This is a genomic window from Methylophaga sp. OBS4, assembly GCF_026319305.1.
Classification (GTDB): domain Bacteria; phylum Pseudomonadota; class Gammaproteobacteria; order Nitrosococcales; family Methylophagaceae; genus Methylophaga.
In genome coordinates this window covers 18,712-33,298 of sequence record NZ_JAPDMV010000012.1, presented here as the reverse complement: position 1 = coordinate 33,298, position 14,587 = coordinate 18,712, and the positions used below count along the sequence as shown (strand labels likewise).

Annotated in this window: 15 protein-coding genes and 1 pseudogene; 10 read left to right on the top strand and 6 right to left on the bottom strand. The window is 49.3% G+C overall.

Translation table 11 applies throughout. The annotated features are described in order from the left end of the window. On the top strand, nucleotides 1–2,052 hold the full coding sequence (locus OMP95_RS05195; RefSeq protein WP_266326659.1) for a prepilin-type N-terminal cleavage/methylation domain-containing protein: 2,052 nt from the start codon (nucleotides 1–3) through the stop codon (nucleotides 2,050–2,052). A 75-nt stretch (nucleotides 2,053–2,127) separates the two neighbouring features. On the opposite strand, the gene OMP95_RS05190 is transcribed toward OMP95_RS05195, so the two are convergent. From OMP95_RS05190 to moaB, 5 genes are all read right to left on the bottom strand, one after another. Continuing rightward, nucleotides 2,128–3,060: a carbohydrate kinase family protein gene (locus OMP95_RS05190; RefSeq protein WP_266326657.1), complete on the bottom strand. Its 933-nt coding sequence runs from the start codon at nucleotides 3,058–3,060 to the stop codon at nucleotides 2,128–2,130. Nucleotides 3,061–3,071: 11 nt separating this feature from the next. After that, nucleotides 3,072–4,211 (bottom strand): ribonuclease D, encoded by a 1,140-nt coding sequence (gene rnd / locus OMP95_RS05185; RefSeq protein ID WP_266326655.1) that lies wholly within the window; start codon nucleotides 4,209–4,211, stop codon nucleotides 3,072–3,074. A gap of 150 nt (nucleotides 4,212–4,361) precedes the next feature. Next, the gene (locus OMP95_RS05180) at nucleotides 4,362–5,246 is read right to left on the bottom strand and encodes an alpha/beta fold hydrolase (RefSeq protein WP_266326653.1); all 885 of its coding nucleotides are present in this window, start codon (nucleotides 5,244–5,246) and stop codon (nucleotides 4,362–4,364) included. A gap of 123 nt (nucleotides 5,247–5,369) precedes the next feature. After that, nucleotides 5,370–5,609, bottom strand: a complete 240-nt coding sequence (locus OMP95_RS05175; RefSeq protein ID WP_266326651.1) for a glutaredoxin family protein — start codon at nucleotides 5,607–5,609, stop codon at nucleotides 5,370–5,372. Then, entirely contained in the window at nucleotides 5,609–6,124 is a 516-nt protein-coding gene (moaB, locus tag OMP95_RS05170; RefSeq protein WP_266326649.1) for a molybdenum cofactor biosynthesis protein B, read from the bottom strand. Before moaB ends, OMP95_RS05175 begins: the two co-directional genes overlap by 1 nt. A gap of 89 nt (nucleotides 6,125–6,213) precedes the next feature. Between moaB and OMP95_RS05165 the strand changes: the two genes are divergently transcribed. The 9 genes and pseudogenes from OMP95_RS05165 (at nucleotide 6,214) to radA (ending at nucleotide 14,066) form a co-directional block, all read left to right on the top strand. Then, nucleotides 6,214–6,891 carry an OmpA family protein gene (locus OMP95_RS05165; RefSeq protein WP_266326647.1) on the top strand — a complete coding sequence of 226 codons (678 nt, stop codon included), beginning with the start codon at nucleotides 6,214–6,216 and terminating at the stop codon, nucleotides 6,889–6,891. Between the two features lie 28 nt (nucleotides 6,892–6,919). After that, nucleotides 6,920–7,660: a 23S rRNA (guanosine(2251)-2'-O)-methyltransferase RlmB gene (gene rlmB / locus OMP95_RS05160; RefSeq protein WP_266326747.1), complete on the top strand. Its 741-nt coding sequence runs from the start codon at nucleotides 6,920–6,922 to the stop codon at nucleotides 7,658–7,660. Nucleotides 7,661–7,764: 104 nt separating this feature from the next. Beyond that, nucleotides 7,765–8,103, top strand: a complete 339-nt coding sequence (gene rpsF / locus OMP95_RS05155) for a 30S ribosomal protein S6 (protein WP_266326645.1) — start codon at nucleotides 7,765–7,767, stop codon at nucleotides 8,101–8,103. A gap of 30 nt (nucleotides 8,104–8,133) precedes the next feature. Beyond that, a complete protein-coding gene (gene rpsR, locus OMP95_RS05150; RefSeq protein ID WP_007146026.1) occupies nucleotides 8,134–8,361 on the top strand; it encodes a 30S ribosomal protein S18 in 228 nt (75 codons plus the stop codon). Between the two features lie 43 nt (nucleotides 8,362–8,404). Next, nucleotides 8,405–9,316 carry a DUF2232 domain-containing protein gene (locus tag OMP95_RS05145; protein WP_266326643.1) on the top strand — a complete coding sequence of 304 codons (912 nt, stop codon included), beginning with the start codon at nucleotides 8,405–8,407 and terminating at the stop codon, nucleotides 9,314–9,316. A gap of 49 nt (nucleotides 9,317–9,365) precedes the next feature. Continuing rightward, nucleotides 9,366–9,803: pseudogene (gene rplI / locus OMP95_RS05140) on the top strand (50S ribosomal protein L9); the annotation flags it as partial. 248 nt (nucleotides 9,804–10,051) lie between these two features. Continuing rightward, nucleotides 10,052–11,485 (top strand): replicative DNA helicase, encoded by a 1,434-nt coding sequence (gene dnaB, locus OMP95_RS05135; RefSeq protein ID WP_266326641.1) that lies wholly within the window; start codon nucleotides 10,052–10,054, stop codon nucleotides 11,483–11,485. 2 nt (nucleotides 11,486–11,487) lie between these two features. Beyond that, on the top strand, nucleotides 11,488–12,576 hold the full coding sequence (alr, locus tag OMP95_RS05130) for an alanine racemase (RefSeq protein ID WP_266326639.1): 1,089 nt from the start codon (nucleotides 11,488–11,490) through the stop codon (nucleotides 12,574–12,576). Between the two features lie 95 nt (nucleotides 12,577–12,671). Next, nucleotides 12,672–14,066 carry a DNA repair protein RadA gene (gene radA / locus OMP95_RS05125; protein ID WP_266326637.1) on the top strand — a complete coding sequence of 465 codons (1,395 nt, stop codon included), beginning with the start codon at nucleotides 12,672–12,674 and terminating at the stop codon, nucleotides 14,064–14,066. Here radA and OMP95_RS05120 read toward each other — a convergent pair. Continuing rightward, complete coding sequence (locus OMP95_RS05120) at nucleotides 14,063–14,446, bottom strand: PilZ domain-containing protein (protein WP_266326635.1); 384 nt, start codon at nucleotides 14,444–14,446, stop codon at nucleotides 14,063–14,065. The two genes, radA and OMP95_RS05120, sit on opposite strands and share 4 nt — an antisense overlap. Nucleotides 14,447–14,587 lie beyond the last annotated feature (141 nt).

Below are 14,587 nucleotides of genomic sequence, written 5' to 3'. Positions count from 1 at the left end.
ATGAAAACAAATAAGAGAAATAAAGGCTTCAGCCTGATTGAAGTGATGGTCGCTCTTCTGATGCTGGCTGTGGGCATTTTGGGTATATCCAAACTCCAGGGCACGTTAATCAGAAACAGTAGCGATGCAAATCAGCGAGCTGTGGCTGTCTCACTAGCACAAATGAAGATTGATGATCTGAAAAGTTTTATACAGGTCAAACAAGTCGATACGAATGGTGATGGCGTTGTGGATGCTGCTGATGTATGGTCGGCGGGGCTTTTAGATACACAGCAATCGTTTGCCTGGCTTGAAGATAATAAAGGTGGCGCAGCGGCGGGCACTGATGATTCAACCGGTTTTAGCCGTGATGATTTGGTCACGGGCGATATTACCTTTCAGAATTATGAATTCAATCTGTCATGGAATGTAACAGATTATTATTATCCCGCTGCAGCATCTGAGGCCTCCAGCACACTTCCTGCAGGAGAGGCGGCTGATTTCAAATATGTAACCGTCGTTGTTCGTTGGGATGATGAAACCGGCAGCCAACAGGAAGTTTCTCTGGGAACCGTCGTTGATAGCTATGCCCCGGCCTTGACGGCATTATCAGATAACTCCAAAGAAGGCGGGGTACCACCATTAGTAGCATATACCCCCGAAGCGGCGCCAGATGTTATCAATATCCAAGTCGACACGGGCGGCGGGAAATATAGACAAACCAGCAAACCACTGCCGGATGCGGTCAAAACCGGCCAGGATGCCAATACTATCGTTAGTTTCGAGGTGGTCACATATTCAGAGTATCAAGGTGATCTTCCGATTGATTTTATAGCTGACACTCTAGAGGAATATGTAACAGTAGACTGTAACTGCCAGTTTAGTTCTGTCAATGCCACGGCAAGAACTGCAGCACATGTGAGATGGGATCAAAGTGATAACACCCGATTTGATTATGGTGGTGATTTGGTTTCTAAACAAACCGCTGTTCAGGTAAACAATGCCAATGCGGCAGATGAACTGTGCACGACTTGTTGCCGGGATCATCATGATGTAGACGATGCGACAAAACCGACTTATGTTCCCGGAACAACAGGCGGTAATCATGTCCATTACAAAGCTGATGGCACGGTTGCTTCTCAGGCATTGGGGGATACTTATGTAGAGTCATGCCGGTTAAAACTGGTTGATGGCATTTTAAGGGTTTTTCAAGACTGGCAGCTCTATGACAATACGACAATGCTCAGGTCTGACCTTGCTGATGGTGAAGCGCTGCAAACTACTTATAGCACTTATGTTAAGAACTTTGTGTTAGATGAGGTGACAGGGACTACGACAGCATCAAAACCAGATGACAGCACTGATATTTCAACATCAGAGGGGGGGCGTCACCAGCTGCAGTCCAGAGGGGTTTACATTGATGAGGTATATTCTGACGATGGAACCTCACTCTCCAGTGAATATTTAACTTATGTTTCAGATGACAGCAATACGGACAGGGCCAATAAAATTCCATTTGCCGAAATTAATTTAACTTTGTTGTCGAATTGGGATTCTGCTAACGAGACAAAAGTGACTGTGACGGATGAACCTGTTGCAACAATAGCTGATCCTGACGCTAATTATTACGGTACTTATAGTCGTGGGTTTATCGCTGCAATTGAAGACAGTGCTATGGCGGAAATTCCCGTCACAGCTACAATCAGTGATAACAATAACGGTTTGACACAGATTACGGATGCTTCCAATGTCAACGTGTCTGATCCGGTTCAGGTTGTGGTGGGGCCGCCAGGAGGGGAAATCGCGGTATCAGGTACGTACGGATTCTCGTTCCCCAATGGCAACAACTCTCTCGCTAATGGGTGGCCTAAGATCAGTATGACAGGCGATGATCAGAACTGTACGTTGTTAACGGGTAATGAGTTTAGCTGTGGCATGACCAGCCCTTGGACTGGTGAGATCACCATCTCTGTCAAAGTGAATGGGGCTAGCGGTTGTCAGGGTACAATCACTTATTCCGGTTCGAATGTTACCGAAAATACTACTGTGGCTTTATCAGGGACTTGCAGTTAGAAGCATCTTTTTTTGGGCAACGTTGTTCAACTTATGAAAAAGCCTCAGCAAATGTGCTGAGGCTTTTTTGTATGCCTATAGACTAGGTCCAAAGTTATTTTGGTATCTCTCTGTAAAGGCATTGGCAGTAAAAAGATGGTTCTGAGTACCATGCTGTTCAATTTTGATAGCGCCCATCAAAGAGGCGATGCGCCCGGTTTCTTCCCAGTCTTTGCCATGCATAATGCCATGTATCAGCCCGGCACGGTAGGCATCGCCACAGCCGGTTGGGTCGACGACTCTTTCTGCCTTGGCGCAGGGGATATCGATACGCTTACCGCCGGTATAAATATGTGAGCCTTTACTGCCACGGGTGATGATCAAGGCTTCGACATGGCTGGCGATTTCATAAGGTGACAGGCCGGTGCGATCCTGAAACAGCTGCGCTTCATAATCATTTAATGCGATATAAGTCGCTTGTTTGGCAAAAGTCATCAGGTCGTCACCGTTAAACATGGGCAAGCCTTGACCGGGATCGAAAATAAAGGGAATACCGGCATCATGTAATTGCTGGGCATGCTGAATCATGCCGTCGCGGCCATCCGGCGCCACAATGGCGAGTTTGACATTTTCGGCTTCATTGATATGAATTTCATGGGCCAGATTCATTGCACCGGGGTGGAAGGCGGTGATCTGGTTGTCATCCATATCGGTGGTGATAAACGCCTGGGCGGTGTAGTGGTCTTGTTTGACATGAATATGCTTGCGATTTATTCCGTGTTTGTCCATCCATTCGGCGTAGCTGTCAAAGTCGGTACCGACCGTGCCCATCGGCATTGGTTCATCGCCCAGCAGTTTGAGGTTATAGGCGATATTGCCGGCACAGCCGCCGAATTCTCTGCGCATGTCGGGGACGAGAAAGGCCACGTTCAACATATGTACTTTGTCCGGCAGAATATGGTTTTTGAATTGGTCGGGAAACACCATAATGCTGTCAAAGGCAAAGGAACCGCAAATCAGGGCTGACATATTTGATACCTCTATTGAACTTCTAATTGTTGGGGAGTGGCTTTAATACTGAGTTCTCCATTGAGAAATTCGCTCAACTTGTGGCCGACAATTTCATTGCGCCAGCCGTGAATCAGAGGGATATCATTACCCCGTACCATGGCTTCAATGTCTTTGCGGCTGGCGACGGCAACCGGGGTGATGGATTGTTCATCACAAAATTTTCTCAGTAATGCCATCAGGGCATCGACCAACGCTTCCTGCTGATTGGTCAACGGGGTTGGTCTGCTGAGAACCGGCCATTTTTCTTGCGGCAGGGTTTTGGCCGCATTGATGACCGATATTAATGCTTCACCATGTCGATCCACATCACGTTTTTCAAAGCCGCGGATTTTACTCATGGATTCAATTGATTGCGGAGCAAAACGGGCCAGATCCAGCATGACTTCATCTTTAATGATCCAGCGCCTTGGCCTATCCTGTTGTATGGCTTTATGCTCACGCCAGGCGCTGAGCTGCTGCAAAATCGCTAATTGCAGCCCTTTGAGTCGGCCTGCACCTTTAATTCTGTGCCAGCTGTTATCAGGATCGGGTTGATAGGTTTCGATAGCGGAAAGACTGGCAAAATCCTCTTTGAGCCAGTGGCTACGCCCTGATTCCTGCAGGCGCTGCTTGAGCTGGTGGAACAGTGCTCGCAGGTAACGCACATCATCGGCGGCATATTCAATTTGATCAGATGATAGCGGTCTATGGCGCCAGTCAGTGCGTGCATGGGCTTTATCGAGTTCAACATCCAAACATTGTTTGACTAGATTGCCATAACCGATCTGCTCGCCATAACCCAGAACGGTTGCAGCGAGTTGAGTATCAAAAACATGCTGAGGAAGGGTGTCGCGAAGCATGTAGAGCAATTCCAGATCCTGCCGTGCAGCATGGAATACCAGCGTCATATCCGGGCGGTAAAACAAATCGAGCAGGGGGGTCAGATCATCGATTTTCAGCGGATCGATGCAAGCAATAATTTCATCGTTGGCTACTTGAATCAGGCAGAGTTGCGGGTAGTAGGTCTTTTCCCGATGAAATTCGGTGTCCACAGCGAGCCAGTCGCTCTGAGCAAGCTGCTCACACAAATCTGTGAGGTGTTCAGGGCTGTCAACAAACAAAATGGTCATGAGCTGTGTCTTTATAAAAGGAACACAGTATATACCGAAACAACCTGGAAATGCGCGTATCAGAGCCCATGTAAACAGTCAGAACAAGGTGGCTTCCTGGTCTCGCTGATATCGTGCACTTCCAGGTTGTTTCGGTATCCAGTTTGCCTGTTAATTCATAACACGACTGAGCTGCACAACATCGGAGATGGCGTTGACAACAACCTCGGGTTGTTCCAGGTGAATATCGTGCCCGCTATCGTGGGCAAAAATATGCTGGCTGATAGGCGACAGTTTCCATAGATCCTGTTGCAGTTCTATCCATATTTTTTCCCTATTTTCTGCATCAGCATGGCCGTGCCATTCTGCCTGACCTCGACTGATGACAATCAACGGTATGACAGGCAGACCAGAATGGCGTGACACCTGCAGCGAGCTTTGGTGCAAAGATGAGATCTCGGCACGTGCGGCGTTGTTAGCGCGCTCTTTCAGTATGGGGGATTTACTCATCGGCCCTGACCCTGCTGACTGTGGCAATATCATGATATTGTTTTTGCGGGTGAAGCGTGTAGGCAGATTGATATGCAGACGGTTGTATTGCTGCTCGTGTGAGGCATCAACTAAAACCATACCTGCCACCTTGTCGGGGTGGAGAGAAGCGTAAAGCCGGATGTTGTAGCCGCCAAAAGAATGACCGACCAAAATATATGGCGGTGGAATATGGGCTGCTTCAAGTAATTGTTCCAATTCGTAGGCAATACGCATGCTGCTTCTTGGTTGCGGACCGATATCACTCCAACCATATCCGGGGCGGTCATAGACACAGGTTTGATTCTGTAAAGAAGCTTGCTGCTGGACCGCTACCCAATCGGAAGAGTCATCACCGAGTCCGGTATCGATGATAACAGTCGGTTGGCCGTCACCCACACAGTTCATATGAACCCGATAACCGCCAATATCATACCTTTTCCCGGGAATAGGCGGAAAATCAGACGCAAAGACAGTGGTTGTCAGTGATAGCAGAAAAATCAAGGCGAGTGTTGGCATAGTATGCATACCGACCTCCGGAATCAGTGTTACCTAACTTAGGGTTAGTATTGCGCCATGAAGTTCCTTAAAGCCTGTTTACAATTTCGACCATTGCGGTGGAGAAATCATTTCCCTGGGCAAGGCCTTCAATTACGCCATGTTGTTGATTTTTATGACAATATCCTGATCTGAAAAAGGCCAGTTCAATTCATCACCATCAGGAAAGCGGACAACGGGTATCAACACACCATATTGAGCAACTAAATCATCATCATCGCCGATTTCTACGGTTTTGATATCGATTGGCTGTGATTGGCCGACATCTTGCAATAATTCAAAAGCCAATTCACATAAATGACAGCCTGCGGTGGTGAATAAAATCAGTTGCATTATTTTTCCAGTAATCTGGGCATTAAATCGACAAAATTGCAGGGTTTGTGGCGGATATCGAGCTGATCATGCAAGATATCATCCCAGCCGGTACGGCAGGCACCGGAAGAGCCGGGCAGACAGAAAATAAACGTGCCGTTTGCAACGCCGGCGATAGCGCGGGATTGCACTGTTGAGGTTTTGATAACCTGATAGGAAAGTGAGCGGAATAATTCCCCGAACCCTTCTATTTCTTTATCAAACAGCACTTTCACTGCTTCAGGTGTGCCATCCCGGCCAGTCAGGCCGGTTCCGCCGGTTGTGACTACTGCCTGCACATCAGGGGCCGCAATCCACTTGGAAACAATGGCGCGGATCTGATATATATCATCTGCTACGATTTGCCGGTGCACGACATGATGGCCATCCGCAATAGCTTTATCTTCCAGCACTTTTCCGGATGTGTCATTGTCAAAAGTGCGTGAATCAGAAATTGTCAGTACAGCGATGTTGATGGGAATAAATTGCGGATTCATGAATACGGGTCTCAGTTTTCATCTTGAAAACCCAGTATAGTCAGCATCCTGACTACGGTCTAGAATGAGACTTAAACCAAGGAGAATGAATGATGAAAAAACTAGTCTTGGTCGCTGTGGTTGCCACCGCGTTGAGCGGCTGCGCAACAGATGACCCTAATCAGAAAGCCAAAACTGGGGCTGCTGTAGGCGCTGCTGCAGGAGCATTGCTGGGTTATGCCGTCGATGATGGCGCAGGTGGTGTTCTGGCGGGGGCGGCCGTTGGTGCGTTGGCCGGAGGTGGCGTTGGTCACTATATGGACAAGCAACAGCAGGAAATGGAAGCTGCGCTTGCTGATGAGCAGGCTCGCCATGAGCTGGAAATTCAGCAGCTGGAAAATGAAACGTTAAAAATTGATATTTCCAACGAAGTCTCATTCGATTTTGACAGCGCTGCGCTGAAATCAGCTTTTACGCCAACACTGAGTAAAGTCGCAGATATTCTGCAACGTTACCCCAACACCATTATTCATGTGGTAGGACACACTGACAGTGTCGGTTCAGAAAGCTACAATATGCGACTTTCCGAGCGTCGCGCTCAGTCAGTAGTTGATTTTTTCCTGTCTCGCGGCGTTGTCTCTGATCGGCTTTATGCTATGGGGCGGGGGGAAACGGAACCACGTGCGACCAATGAGACTGAAGCGGGTCGGCAACTCAACCGTCGCGTAGAAATCTACGTTAAACCCGTTGTAGAAGGACAGGAATCTGAAGCCTATCAAGCGCCGTAAATCATTAAAAACGGCAAGTCACACCCCCATCAGTCCGGATCTCATATTTGGCCTGCACGCTGTGCAGGCCGCTCTGGATGTATCTGTCTCTAGAATCAAGGAAATCTGGCTGGCAGCTGACCGCCAGGACAAGCGTGTCGAAGCGTTACTTCACGCTGCTGAGCAGCAAGGGGTAGTGGTACATAAGGCAGAGCGTGAAACGCTGGATAATATGGTGCCAGAAGTACAGCATCAAGGCTGCGTGGCGCGCTGTAAACCACTGGAAAGCCTGGATGAAAAAGGTTTACTGGCGCTGCTGGATGAGTTGAACGAGCCCGCTTTTCTGCTGATTCTGGATGGTGTGCAGGATCCGCATAATCTCGGCGCCTGTCTGCGCACCGCAGAAGCGGCGGGAGTGCATGCGGTGGTGGCGCCCAAAGACAGAGCCTCAGGGTTGACGGCTACGGCCATTAAAATTTCCAGTGGCGCTGCCGAGCGGGTGCCTTTTGCGCAGGTTACGAATTTATCCAGACTGATGCGTGATCTGCAACAGCGTGGTATCTGGCTGGTGGGTACTTCCGGAGATTCGGAAACCAGTCTGTTTCAGGCTGATATGAAGGGAGCTATGGCTGTTGTGCTTGGTGCCGAAGGCAAGGGTATTCGTCGCCTGACGCGAGAAAACTGCGATCAGGTTATTTATATTCCCATGCAGGGTGAGGCTGAAAGTCTCAATGTTTCTGTGGCGGCAGGGGTATGTCTGTTTGAGGCTTTTCGACAACGCCACTTGTGACGTATTGTTAAAATCAAGTAAAATGACTGATTGCCTGAAACTCGGGTAAAACTCCTTGCTTTATGGCATAACCATAAAGCTGATTAAACCGTGAGGAGCTCTTAATGAGACATTACGAAATTGTGTTTCTGGTCCACCCTGATCAGAGTGAACAAGTGCCTGGCATGATCGAACGTTACACTCAAACGTTGACCAGTGCAGGCGGTACAGTACACCGTCTGGAAGACTGGGGTCGTCGCCAACTGGCTTATCCTATCAATAAAGTGCACAAAGCACACTATGTCCTGATGAATGTAGAGTGCGGCGTTGAGCAACTCAACGAAGTCACTACTGCATTCCGTTTCAACGATGCTGTTATCCGTCATCTGGTTGTCAACATGGAAGAAGCTGTGACTGAGCCTTCACCCATGATGCAGAAAGATGAAGAGAAAAAATCAGCTTAATGCTGCTTTAGCAATTTAGGAGATATCACAATGGCACGTTTTTTTAGACGTAGAAAATTTTGTCGCTTTACCGCTGAAGGCATTAAGCAAATCGATTATAAAGATGTAAATTTGCTGAAAAATTACATCACTGAAACAGGAAAAATTGTACCGAGCCGTATCACAGGTACTAAAGCGCGTTACCAACGTCAGCTGTCTACTTGTGTAAAACGTGCGCGTTTCCTGGCTTTGTTGCCATACTGCGACATGCACAAGTAATTCAGTTGATTTAAACACCTGAATCAACAGTAATTTACCTATCATGCTGCGAGGAATTGCAGATTTTGCCATGCAGGGCCGGTGGCAGGCGGCAGTTACGACAGCGTTGCTGTCAGTAGCTGCCATGATGTTACCGCCACTGAACTATTTTGCCAGTGGTGTAATTGCCCTGACTACATTGAAAATGGGCCCGCGCGAAGGGGCCAAAGTGGTGATTGCCACATTGGTTATCTTTGCACTGGTTGCCGGGTTATTGCTCGGTCAGTTATGGGTGGCGGGGTTAATCCTGTTATCCAGCTGGTTACCTGTTTTCCTGGTCTCACTGGCTTTAGGTTATACCCGGTCGTTTGCTATCGGCATTCTGGCAGCCGTCGGCCTGGGGTTAGTGGTGGTGGTGCTGATGCATCTTTTGCTACCTGACCCTGCCATGTGGTGGCAGCAAATGATTGAACCGTTTATGCAAACGGTTAGCGAGCAGCCTGGCTGGCAGCTGGATCAGTCTCAAACCCAGGATTTGACAGCCAGCCTGTCAAATATGATGACGGGGCTGATTGCGGCTGGTATTAGTTTTAATGCCATACTGGGATTGATTATCGGTCGAGCCTGGCAGGCAGCACTTTATGAGCAGGGCGCCTTTGCTGCTGAGTTCAGGCAACTGAACCTGGGCAAGCCGGCAGCGATGGTGACTGCTGTGCTGATGGGGCTGGCGCTGACACCAATCAGCGCATCATTGAGCTTGTTGGTTGATTTTCTGCCAGTTGTTTTGGTGGCATTTTCGATTCAGGGGCTGGCGATAGTACATGCCATCGTCAACCTGAGGCAAAAAAGCAAGGCCTGGTTGGTGACGATGTATGTGTTACTGGTGATTATGCTGCCGCAGATGGTAATGATGCTGGCAACTTTGGGTGTTTTGGATCAGTGGTTTAATTTTCGCAAACGCTCCCAGACGGAGTAATGCGGGTATTTGAATAAGCAGTCCGGAGACTGCGAACGAGGGTAGAACGATGCAAGTAATTTTGCTAGAGAAAGTTCAAAAGCTTGGTAATCTAGGCGATGAAGTCAATGTAAAATCGGGTTTTGGCCGTAATTATCTGGTCCCAACCGGTAAAGCATTGCCAGCTAACAAGCAAAACAGAGAGAAGTTTGAAGCACGCCGTGCAGAACTGGAAGCTGCTGCTGCTAAAGTGCTGGCTGAAGCTGAAAGCCGTAAGTCTAAACTGGAAGCTGCTGGTGAGCTGAACATCATGGCTAACGCCGGTGTTGAAGGTAAACTTTTCGGTTCAATCACCGCGGCAGATATCGCTGATGCATTGAATGCAGCCGGTGCTGATGTTGACCGTAACGAAGTGCGCCTGCCTACTGGTCCGCTGCGTCACACTGGCGAATACAACATTGATATTCAATTGCATGCTGATGTTGTTGTCGTGGTTAAAGTAACGGTTAGTTCAGAAGCAGAGCTGCAAGCGAAAGCAGCCGCCGATGAAGCCAGAAAGGCCAGAGACGCGGCCCGGGAAGAAGCGGAAGCTATTGCAAAAGCACAAGAAGACGCATAAATAAAGCTCAGAGGTGGCTTAGTCCACCTCTTTGGAGGCTGGTCCGTTCTCGGACAGCCTCCTTTTGTGTTTTCTGCTATGCTCGTAACCTTGTTATGGGCTGTCTGTTTGTTGTCTGATAGAGGTTAGGTGACACTGTGGAAGAAATAAGTTATCCAGAATCGTTTAAGGATACCGCCACAGAGGCTCTGAAGGTCCCACCTCATTCTGTCGAAGCTGAGCAATCTGTGCTCGGCGGTTTAATGCTCGATAATGCGGCCTGGGAACAAGTGGCTGATGTACTGGTCGAGCAGGATTTTTATCGTCACGATCATCAACTGATTTTCCGTGCTATTGCCCAGTTAATGGAGCTATCCCAGCCGGTTGATGTCATTACACTGGCTGAGTGGCATGACAAGCGCGGGGAATTGGATCAGGTTGGTGAACTGGCCTATCTGGGCATGCTGGCGCGTAATACGCCCAGTGCTGCCAACATCGCCGCTTATGCGGACATTGTCCGCGAACGTTCCATCCTGCGTCAGTTGATTAAAGTCGGTAACAGCATTTCCAATATGGCCTTCAAACCGGAAGGCATGACCAAAGAAGAAATGTTGGATCTGGCTGAGCGCCATGTGTTCGAAATTGCCGAAAAAGGCGCCAAACGAGGTGGCGGTTTTATTCAGGTGAAGGATGTATTGAGCAAGGTCGTTGATCGCATTGATACCTTGTTTGAGCAGGACAGCTCGATTACCGGTTTGCCGACTGGATTTGTGGATTTTGATGATCAGACTTCGGGTTTGCAACCAGCCGATTTGATTATTGTCGCGGGACGTCCTTCAATGGGTAAAACCACTTTCGCGATGAACCTTGCTGAAAATGGTGCGATTTACAGTAAAAAGCCGGTTGCCGTGTTCAGTATGGAAATGCCTGCTGATTCTCTGGCGATGCGTATGTTGTCATCGCTGGGACGTATTGATCAGCACCGCCTGCGCACCGGCCGTCTTAATGATGATGACTGGCCACGCCTGACATCTGCCATTGCTTTACTTAACGAAGCCCCCTTATTTATTGATGATACGCCCGCCTTAACGCCTACTGAACTGCGTGCCCGCGCTCGTCGCCTTAAACGTGAACATGGTTTGAGCCTTATTGTGATCGACTATCTGCAATTGATGCAAGGCAGCGGTAAGGCCAGCGAAAACCGGGCCACTGAAATATCAGAAATTTCCCGTTCTTTGAAAGCACTGGCCAAAGAACTTGAAGTGCCGGTGATTGCGTTGTCGCAGCTGAACCGCAGCCTGGAACAACGGCCCAACAAACGTCCGGTCATGTCCGATTTACGTGAGTCTGGTGCGATCGAGCAGGATGCTGACTTGATTGTGTTTATTTACCGTGACGAAGTCTATAACGAAGACTCGCCAGATAAGGGCAAAGCCGAGATTATTATCGGTAAACAGCGTAATGGTCCTATCGGTACCGTGGCGCTGACCTTCCAGGGTAAATACACCCGGTTTGAGAACTTCGCACCCAGTTACTATGACGACCAAGTCGGCTATGACAGTCGGGATGGAATCGGTTACGACGGGCCATAATTTTGGATTTTCCAGTCGCATACATTGATGTGGCGGCGTTACGCCATAACCTGTCTCAAGTCAGGGCTTATGCACCTGATAGTAAAGTCATGTCAGTTATTAAAGCCGATGCCTACGGCCATGGTGTGCGAGAGGTTGCCGCGGCTTTGCAGGGCAGTGATGCTTTTGCCGTTGCCAGACTGTCCGAAGGCATTCAGCTTAGGCAATATGGCGTTACTCATCCGATAGTATTGCTGGAAGGCGTTAATACCGCTGAGGATTTTATAGCGGCAGCCGAGCATGATTTATCACCGCTGATCCACCTTCAGTCTCAGGTTGATCTGCTGCAAACCATTACCTTGCCGAAACCGTTACAGTTTAACTGGCTGATGATTGACAGCGGTATGCACCGGCTGGGAATACGGCCGGAACGGGCTTTGGTCGCGCTGGAGGCACTTGCAGCTTGTGATAATGTGCAAGGTGAAATCGGCCTGATGAGTCATTTTGCCAATTCCGATCTGGTCGGCGATAAACGTAACCAGGCTCAACTCACGCATATGTTGTCACTGAAACAGCAAACCGGTTTGCCGGTATGTTTATCCAATTCGGCTGCCGTAGTTTCTTTGCCTGAGTCGCATCTGGAATGGGTGCGTCCCGGCCTGATGTTGTATGGCATTTCACCGTTTGAAAATCGTTTTGCTGTTGCGCTGGGATTAAAACCGGTAATGCAGCTTAAAACGAAATTGATAGCCATTTATGATCTGCAGGTAGGCGAACAGGTCGGTTATGGTGGTGACTGGACTGCATCAGAACCAACAAAAATCGGCGCAGCCAGTATTGGATATGGCGACGGCTACAGCCGGCATTTATCCAATAAAGCACCGGTTTTGATCAATGGTCGTCTTGCCAATGTCATTGGCCGCGTTTCAATGGATACCATCTGTATTGATTTGAACGACTTTGATAACGTCGCTGTCGGTGATGAGGTACTGTTGTGGGGCAGTGAATCCCTGCCAGTTGAACAGCTGGCACAACTGGCACAGACCATACCTTATGAACTGGTTACCGTGATCTGTAAGCGCGTACAGAGGGAGTATAGCCGTGATACTTGAAAAAGCGCTTATCAGGGCCTCGTATGAGCCGTCAGAACAAGGCGCAGCCTGCCGCCAAATAGTTATTCCCTTTGCAAAGGCTGGTGTATCTATCAATGGCTAAAGTAAAACGCGTTTATGTCTGCAAGGAGTGCGGTGCGCAAACCCCTCAATGGGCGGGGCGGTGCAGTGATTGTGGTGCCTGGAACAGCCTGACAGAAGAAGTGCAAGCAGCTTCAAGCGCGCAAGCCGTTATCAGCCGTCACAGCGGCTACGCCGGTGAGCAGAAAAATGAGATTCAGGCGCTCAGTGAGGTGACCTCCGAACAGGCGATACGCTGGACAACAGGTTTGCCGGAGTTAGATCGCGTGCTGGGCGGGGGGCTGGTGACCGGTTCTGTTGTTTTGATTGGCGGCGATCCGGGGATTGGTAAGTCGACATTGCTGTTACAAGCGATGGCGACCATGGCCGACAGCAGCGGCATTAAACCGCTATACATCAGCGGCGAAGAATCTTTGCAGCAAATCCGTCTGCGTGCTGAAAGACTGCAACTGGAACAGGCACCGTTGGAATTGCTGGCTGAAACCCATGCTGAACAGATGGTGGCAACCGCACGCCAGCGTCGGCCTCAGGTAATGGTGATTGATTCCATACAGACCGTTTTTACCGAACTGCTGCAATCGGCGCCGGGCACGGTGGCGCAGGTGCGCGAAAGTGCGGCGCAGCTGGTGCGTTTTGCCAAATCCAGCGGCACCACGATGATTCTGGTAGGCCATGTTACCAAGCAGGGGGCGCTGGCCGGACCGCGAGTATTAGAGCACATGGTGGATACCGTGCTCTATTTTGAAGGTGATACGTCGACTCGTTTCCGTATTCTGCGCGCAGTGAAAAATCGCTTTGGTGCGGTGAATGAACTGGGTGTGTTCGGTATGACGGAATTGGGGCTGAAAGAAGTGAGCAATCCGTCAGCAATTTTCCTTTCTCGTGGTGAAGAGGCGGTTCCCGGCAGCGTGGTCACGGTAATCAGAGAAGGTAGTCGCCCCATGCTGGTCGAGGTGCAGGCGTTGGTGGACAGTAGTCCATTGGGCAATCCACGCCGGGTGACCGTGGGGCTGGAACAAAATCGGCTGGCGATGTTGTTGGCCATCTTACATCGCCATGGCGGTATTACCTGCCATGATCAGGACGTATTTATCAACGTAGTGGGCGGAGTGAAATTGAGCGAAACCGGTGCGGATCTGGCGGTGCTGGCGGCGATTATTTCCAGTCTGAGAAACCGTGCATTGCCGCGTGACTGGGTGTTATTCGGTGAAGTCGGGCTGACCGGAGAAATCAGACCGGTTCAGGCTGGAGAAGAACGGATTCGTGATGCTGGCAAACATGGTTTCAGTCATGCGATCGTGCCTGCTGCTAATGCGCCGAGAAAACCTTTGAAAGGCATGAAAATCATTCCGGTCCGTCATTTAAGTGAAGTGATTGAAGCGCTGAGAGATGCGGCAGTTCAGATTTAATCCTGTGTCAGCAAAGCTGACAACTCCCGATGCAGCAGTGCATCGTTCCCCAGATTGAGTTCAACCAGACGTTTCAGGTGAGTGATGCTGTCCAGGTCGATCTGTTCACACTCAAAGCCGATACTATGTTCATCAATATGGGCGACGCTAGCAAGCATCTCAATAACGATTTGTCCCTGATCCAGTAATAAATCAACACGGCATGGCTGGCCAAGTTTGCTTTGCCACTGACCGGGCTTGGAGATTAACAACCCTTGAAGTGATACATCCAGCACATGACAGTTGAGGTAGAGATCACCGTCATCGGTGTTAATATGTGCGATTGCCTCAAACGGAATCCGACTGAAGCGACGCCTTTCCTGACTCTGTGAATCTGTCATTTCAACCACTCCCTTGCATTATGCTTTGATACTATACCGAAACAACCTGGAAATGCACGATATCAGTGAGACAAGAAGCTGCCTTATTCGCGGTATAACAGCGCGGCAATAGTTATGTTTGCAAGATGTTATAACAAAGAA

Bases quoted from the DNA above. Each gene is read 5' to 3' on its own strand.
- OMP95_RS05195 (WP_266326659.1), top strand. From the start codon at position 1: ATGAAAACAAATAAGAGAAATAAAGGCTTCAGCCTGATTGAAGTGATG.
- OMP95_RS05190 (WP_266326657.1), bottom strand. From the start codon at position 3,060: ATGTCAGCCCTGATTTGCGGTTCCTTTGCCTTTGACAGCATTATGGTG.
- rnd (WP_266326655.1), bottom strand. From the start codon at position 4,211: ATGACCATTTTGTTTGTTGACAGCCCTGAACACCTCACAGATTTGTGT.
- OMP95_RS05180 (WP_266326653.1), bottom strand. From the start codon at position 5,246: ATGCATACTATGCCAACACTCGCCTTGATTTTTCTGCTATCACTGACA.
- OMP95_RS05175 (WP_266326651.1), bottom strand. From the start codon at position 5,609: ATGCAACTGATTTTATTCACCACCGCAGGCTGTCATTTATGTGAATTG.
- moaB (WP_266326649.1), bottom strand. From the start codon at position 6,124: ATGAATCCGCAATTTATTCCCATCAACATCGCTGTACTGACAATTTCT.
- OMP95_RS05165 (WP_266326647.1), top strand. From the start codon at position 6,214: ATGATGAAAAAACTAGTCTTGGTCGCTGTGGTTGCCACCGCGTTGAGC.
- rpsF (WP_266326645.1), top strand. From the start codon at position 7,765: ATGAGACATTACGAAATTGTGTTTCTGGTCCACCCTGATCAGAGTGAA.
- rpsR (WP_007146026.1), top strand. From the start codon at position 8,134: ATGGCACGTTTTTTTAGACGTAGAAAATTTTGTCGCTTTACCGCTGAA.
- OMP95_RS05145 (WP_266326643.1), top strand. From the start codon at position 8,405: ATGCTGCGAGGAATTGCAGATTTTGCCATGCAGGGCCGGTGGCAGGCG.
- radA (WP_266326637.1), top strand. From the start codon at position 12,672: ATGGCTAAAGTAAAACGCGTTTATGTCTGCAAGGAGTGCGGTGCGCAA.
- OMP95_RS05120 (WP_266326635.1), bottom strand. From the start codon at position 14,446: ATGACAGATTCACAGAGTCAGGAAAGGCGTCGCTTCAGTCGGATTCCG.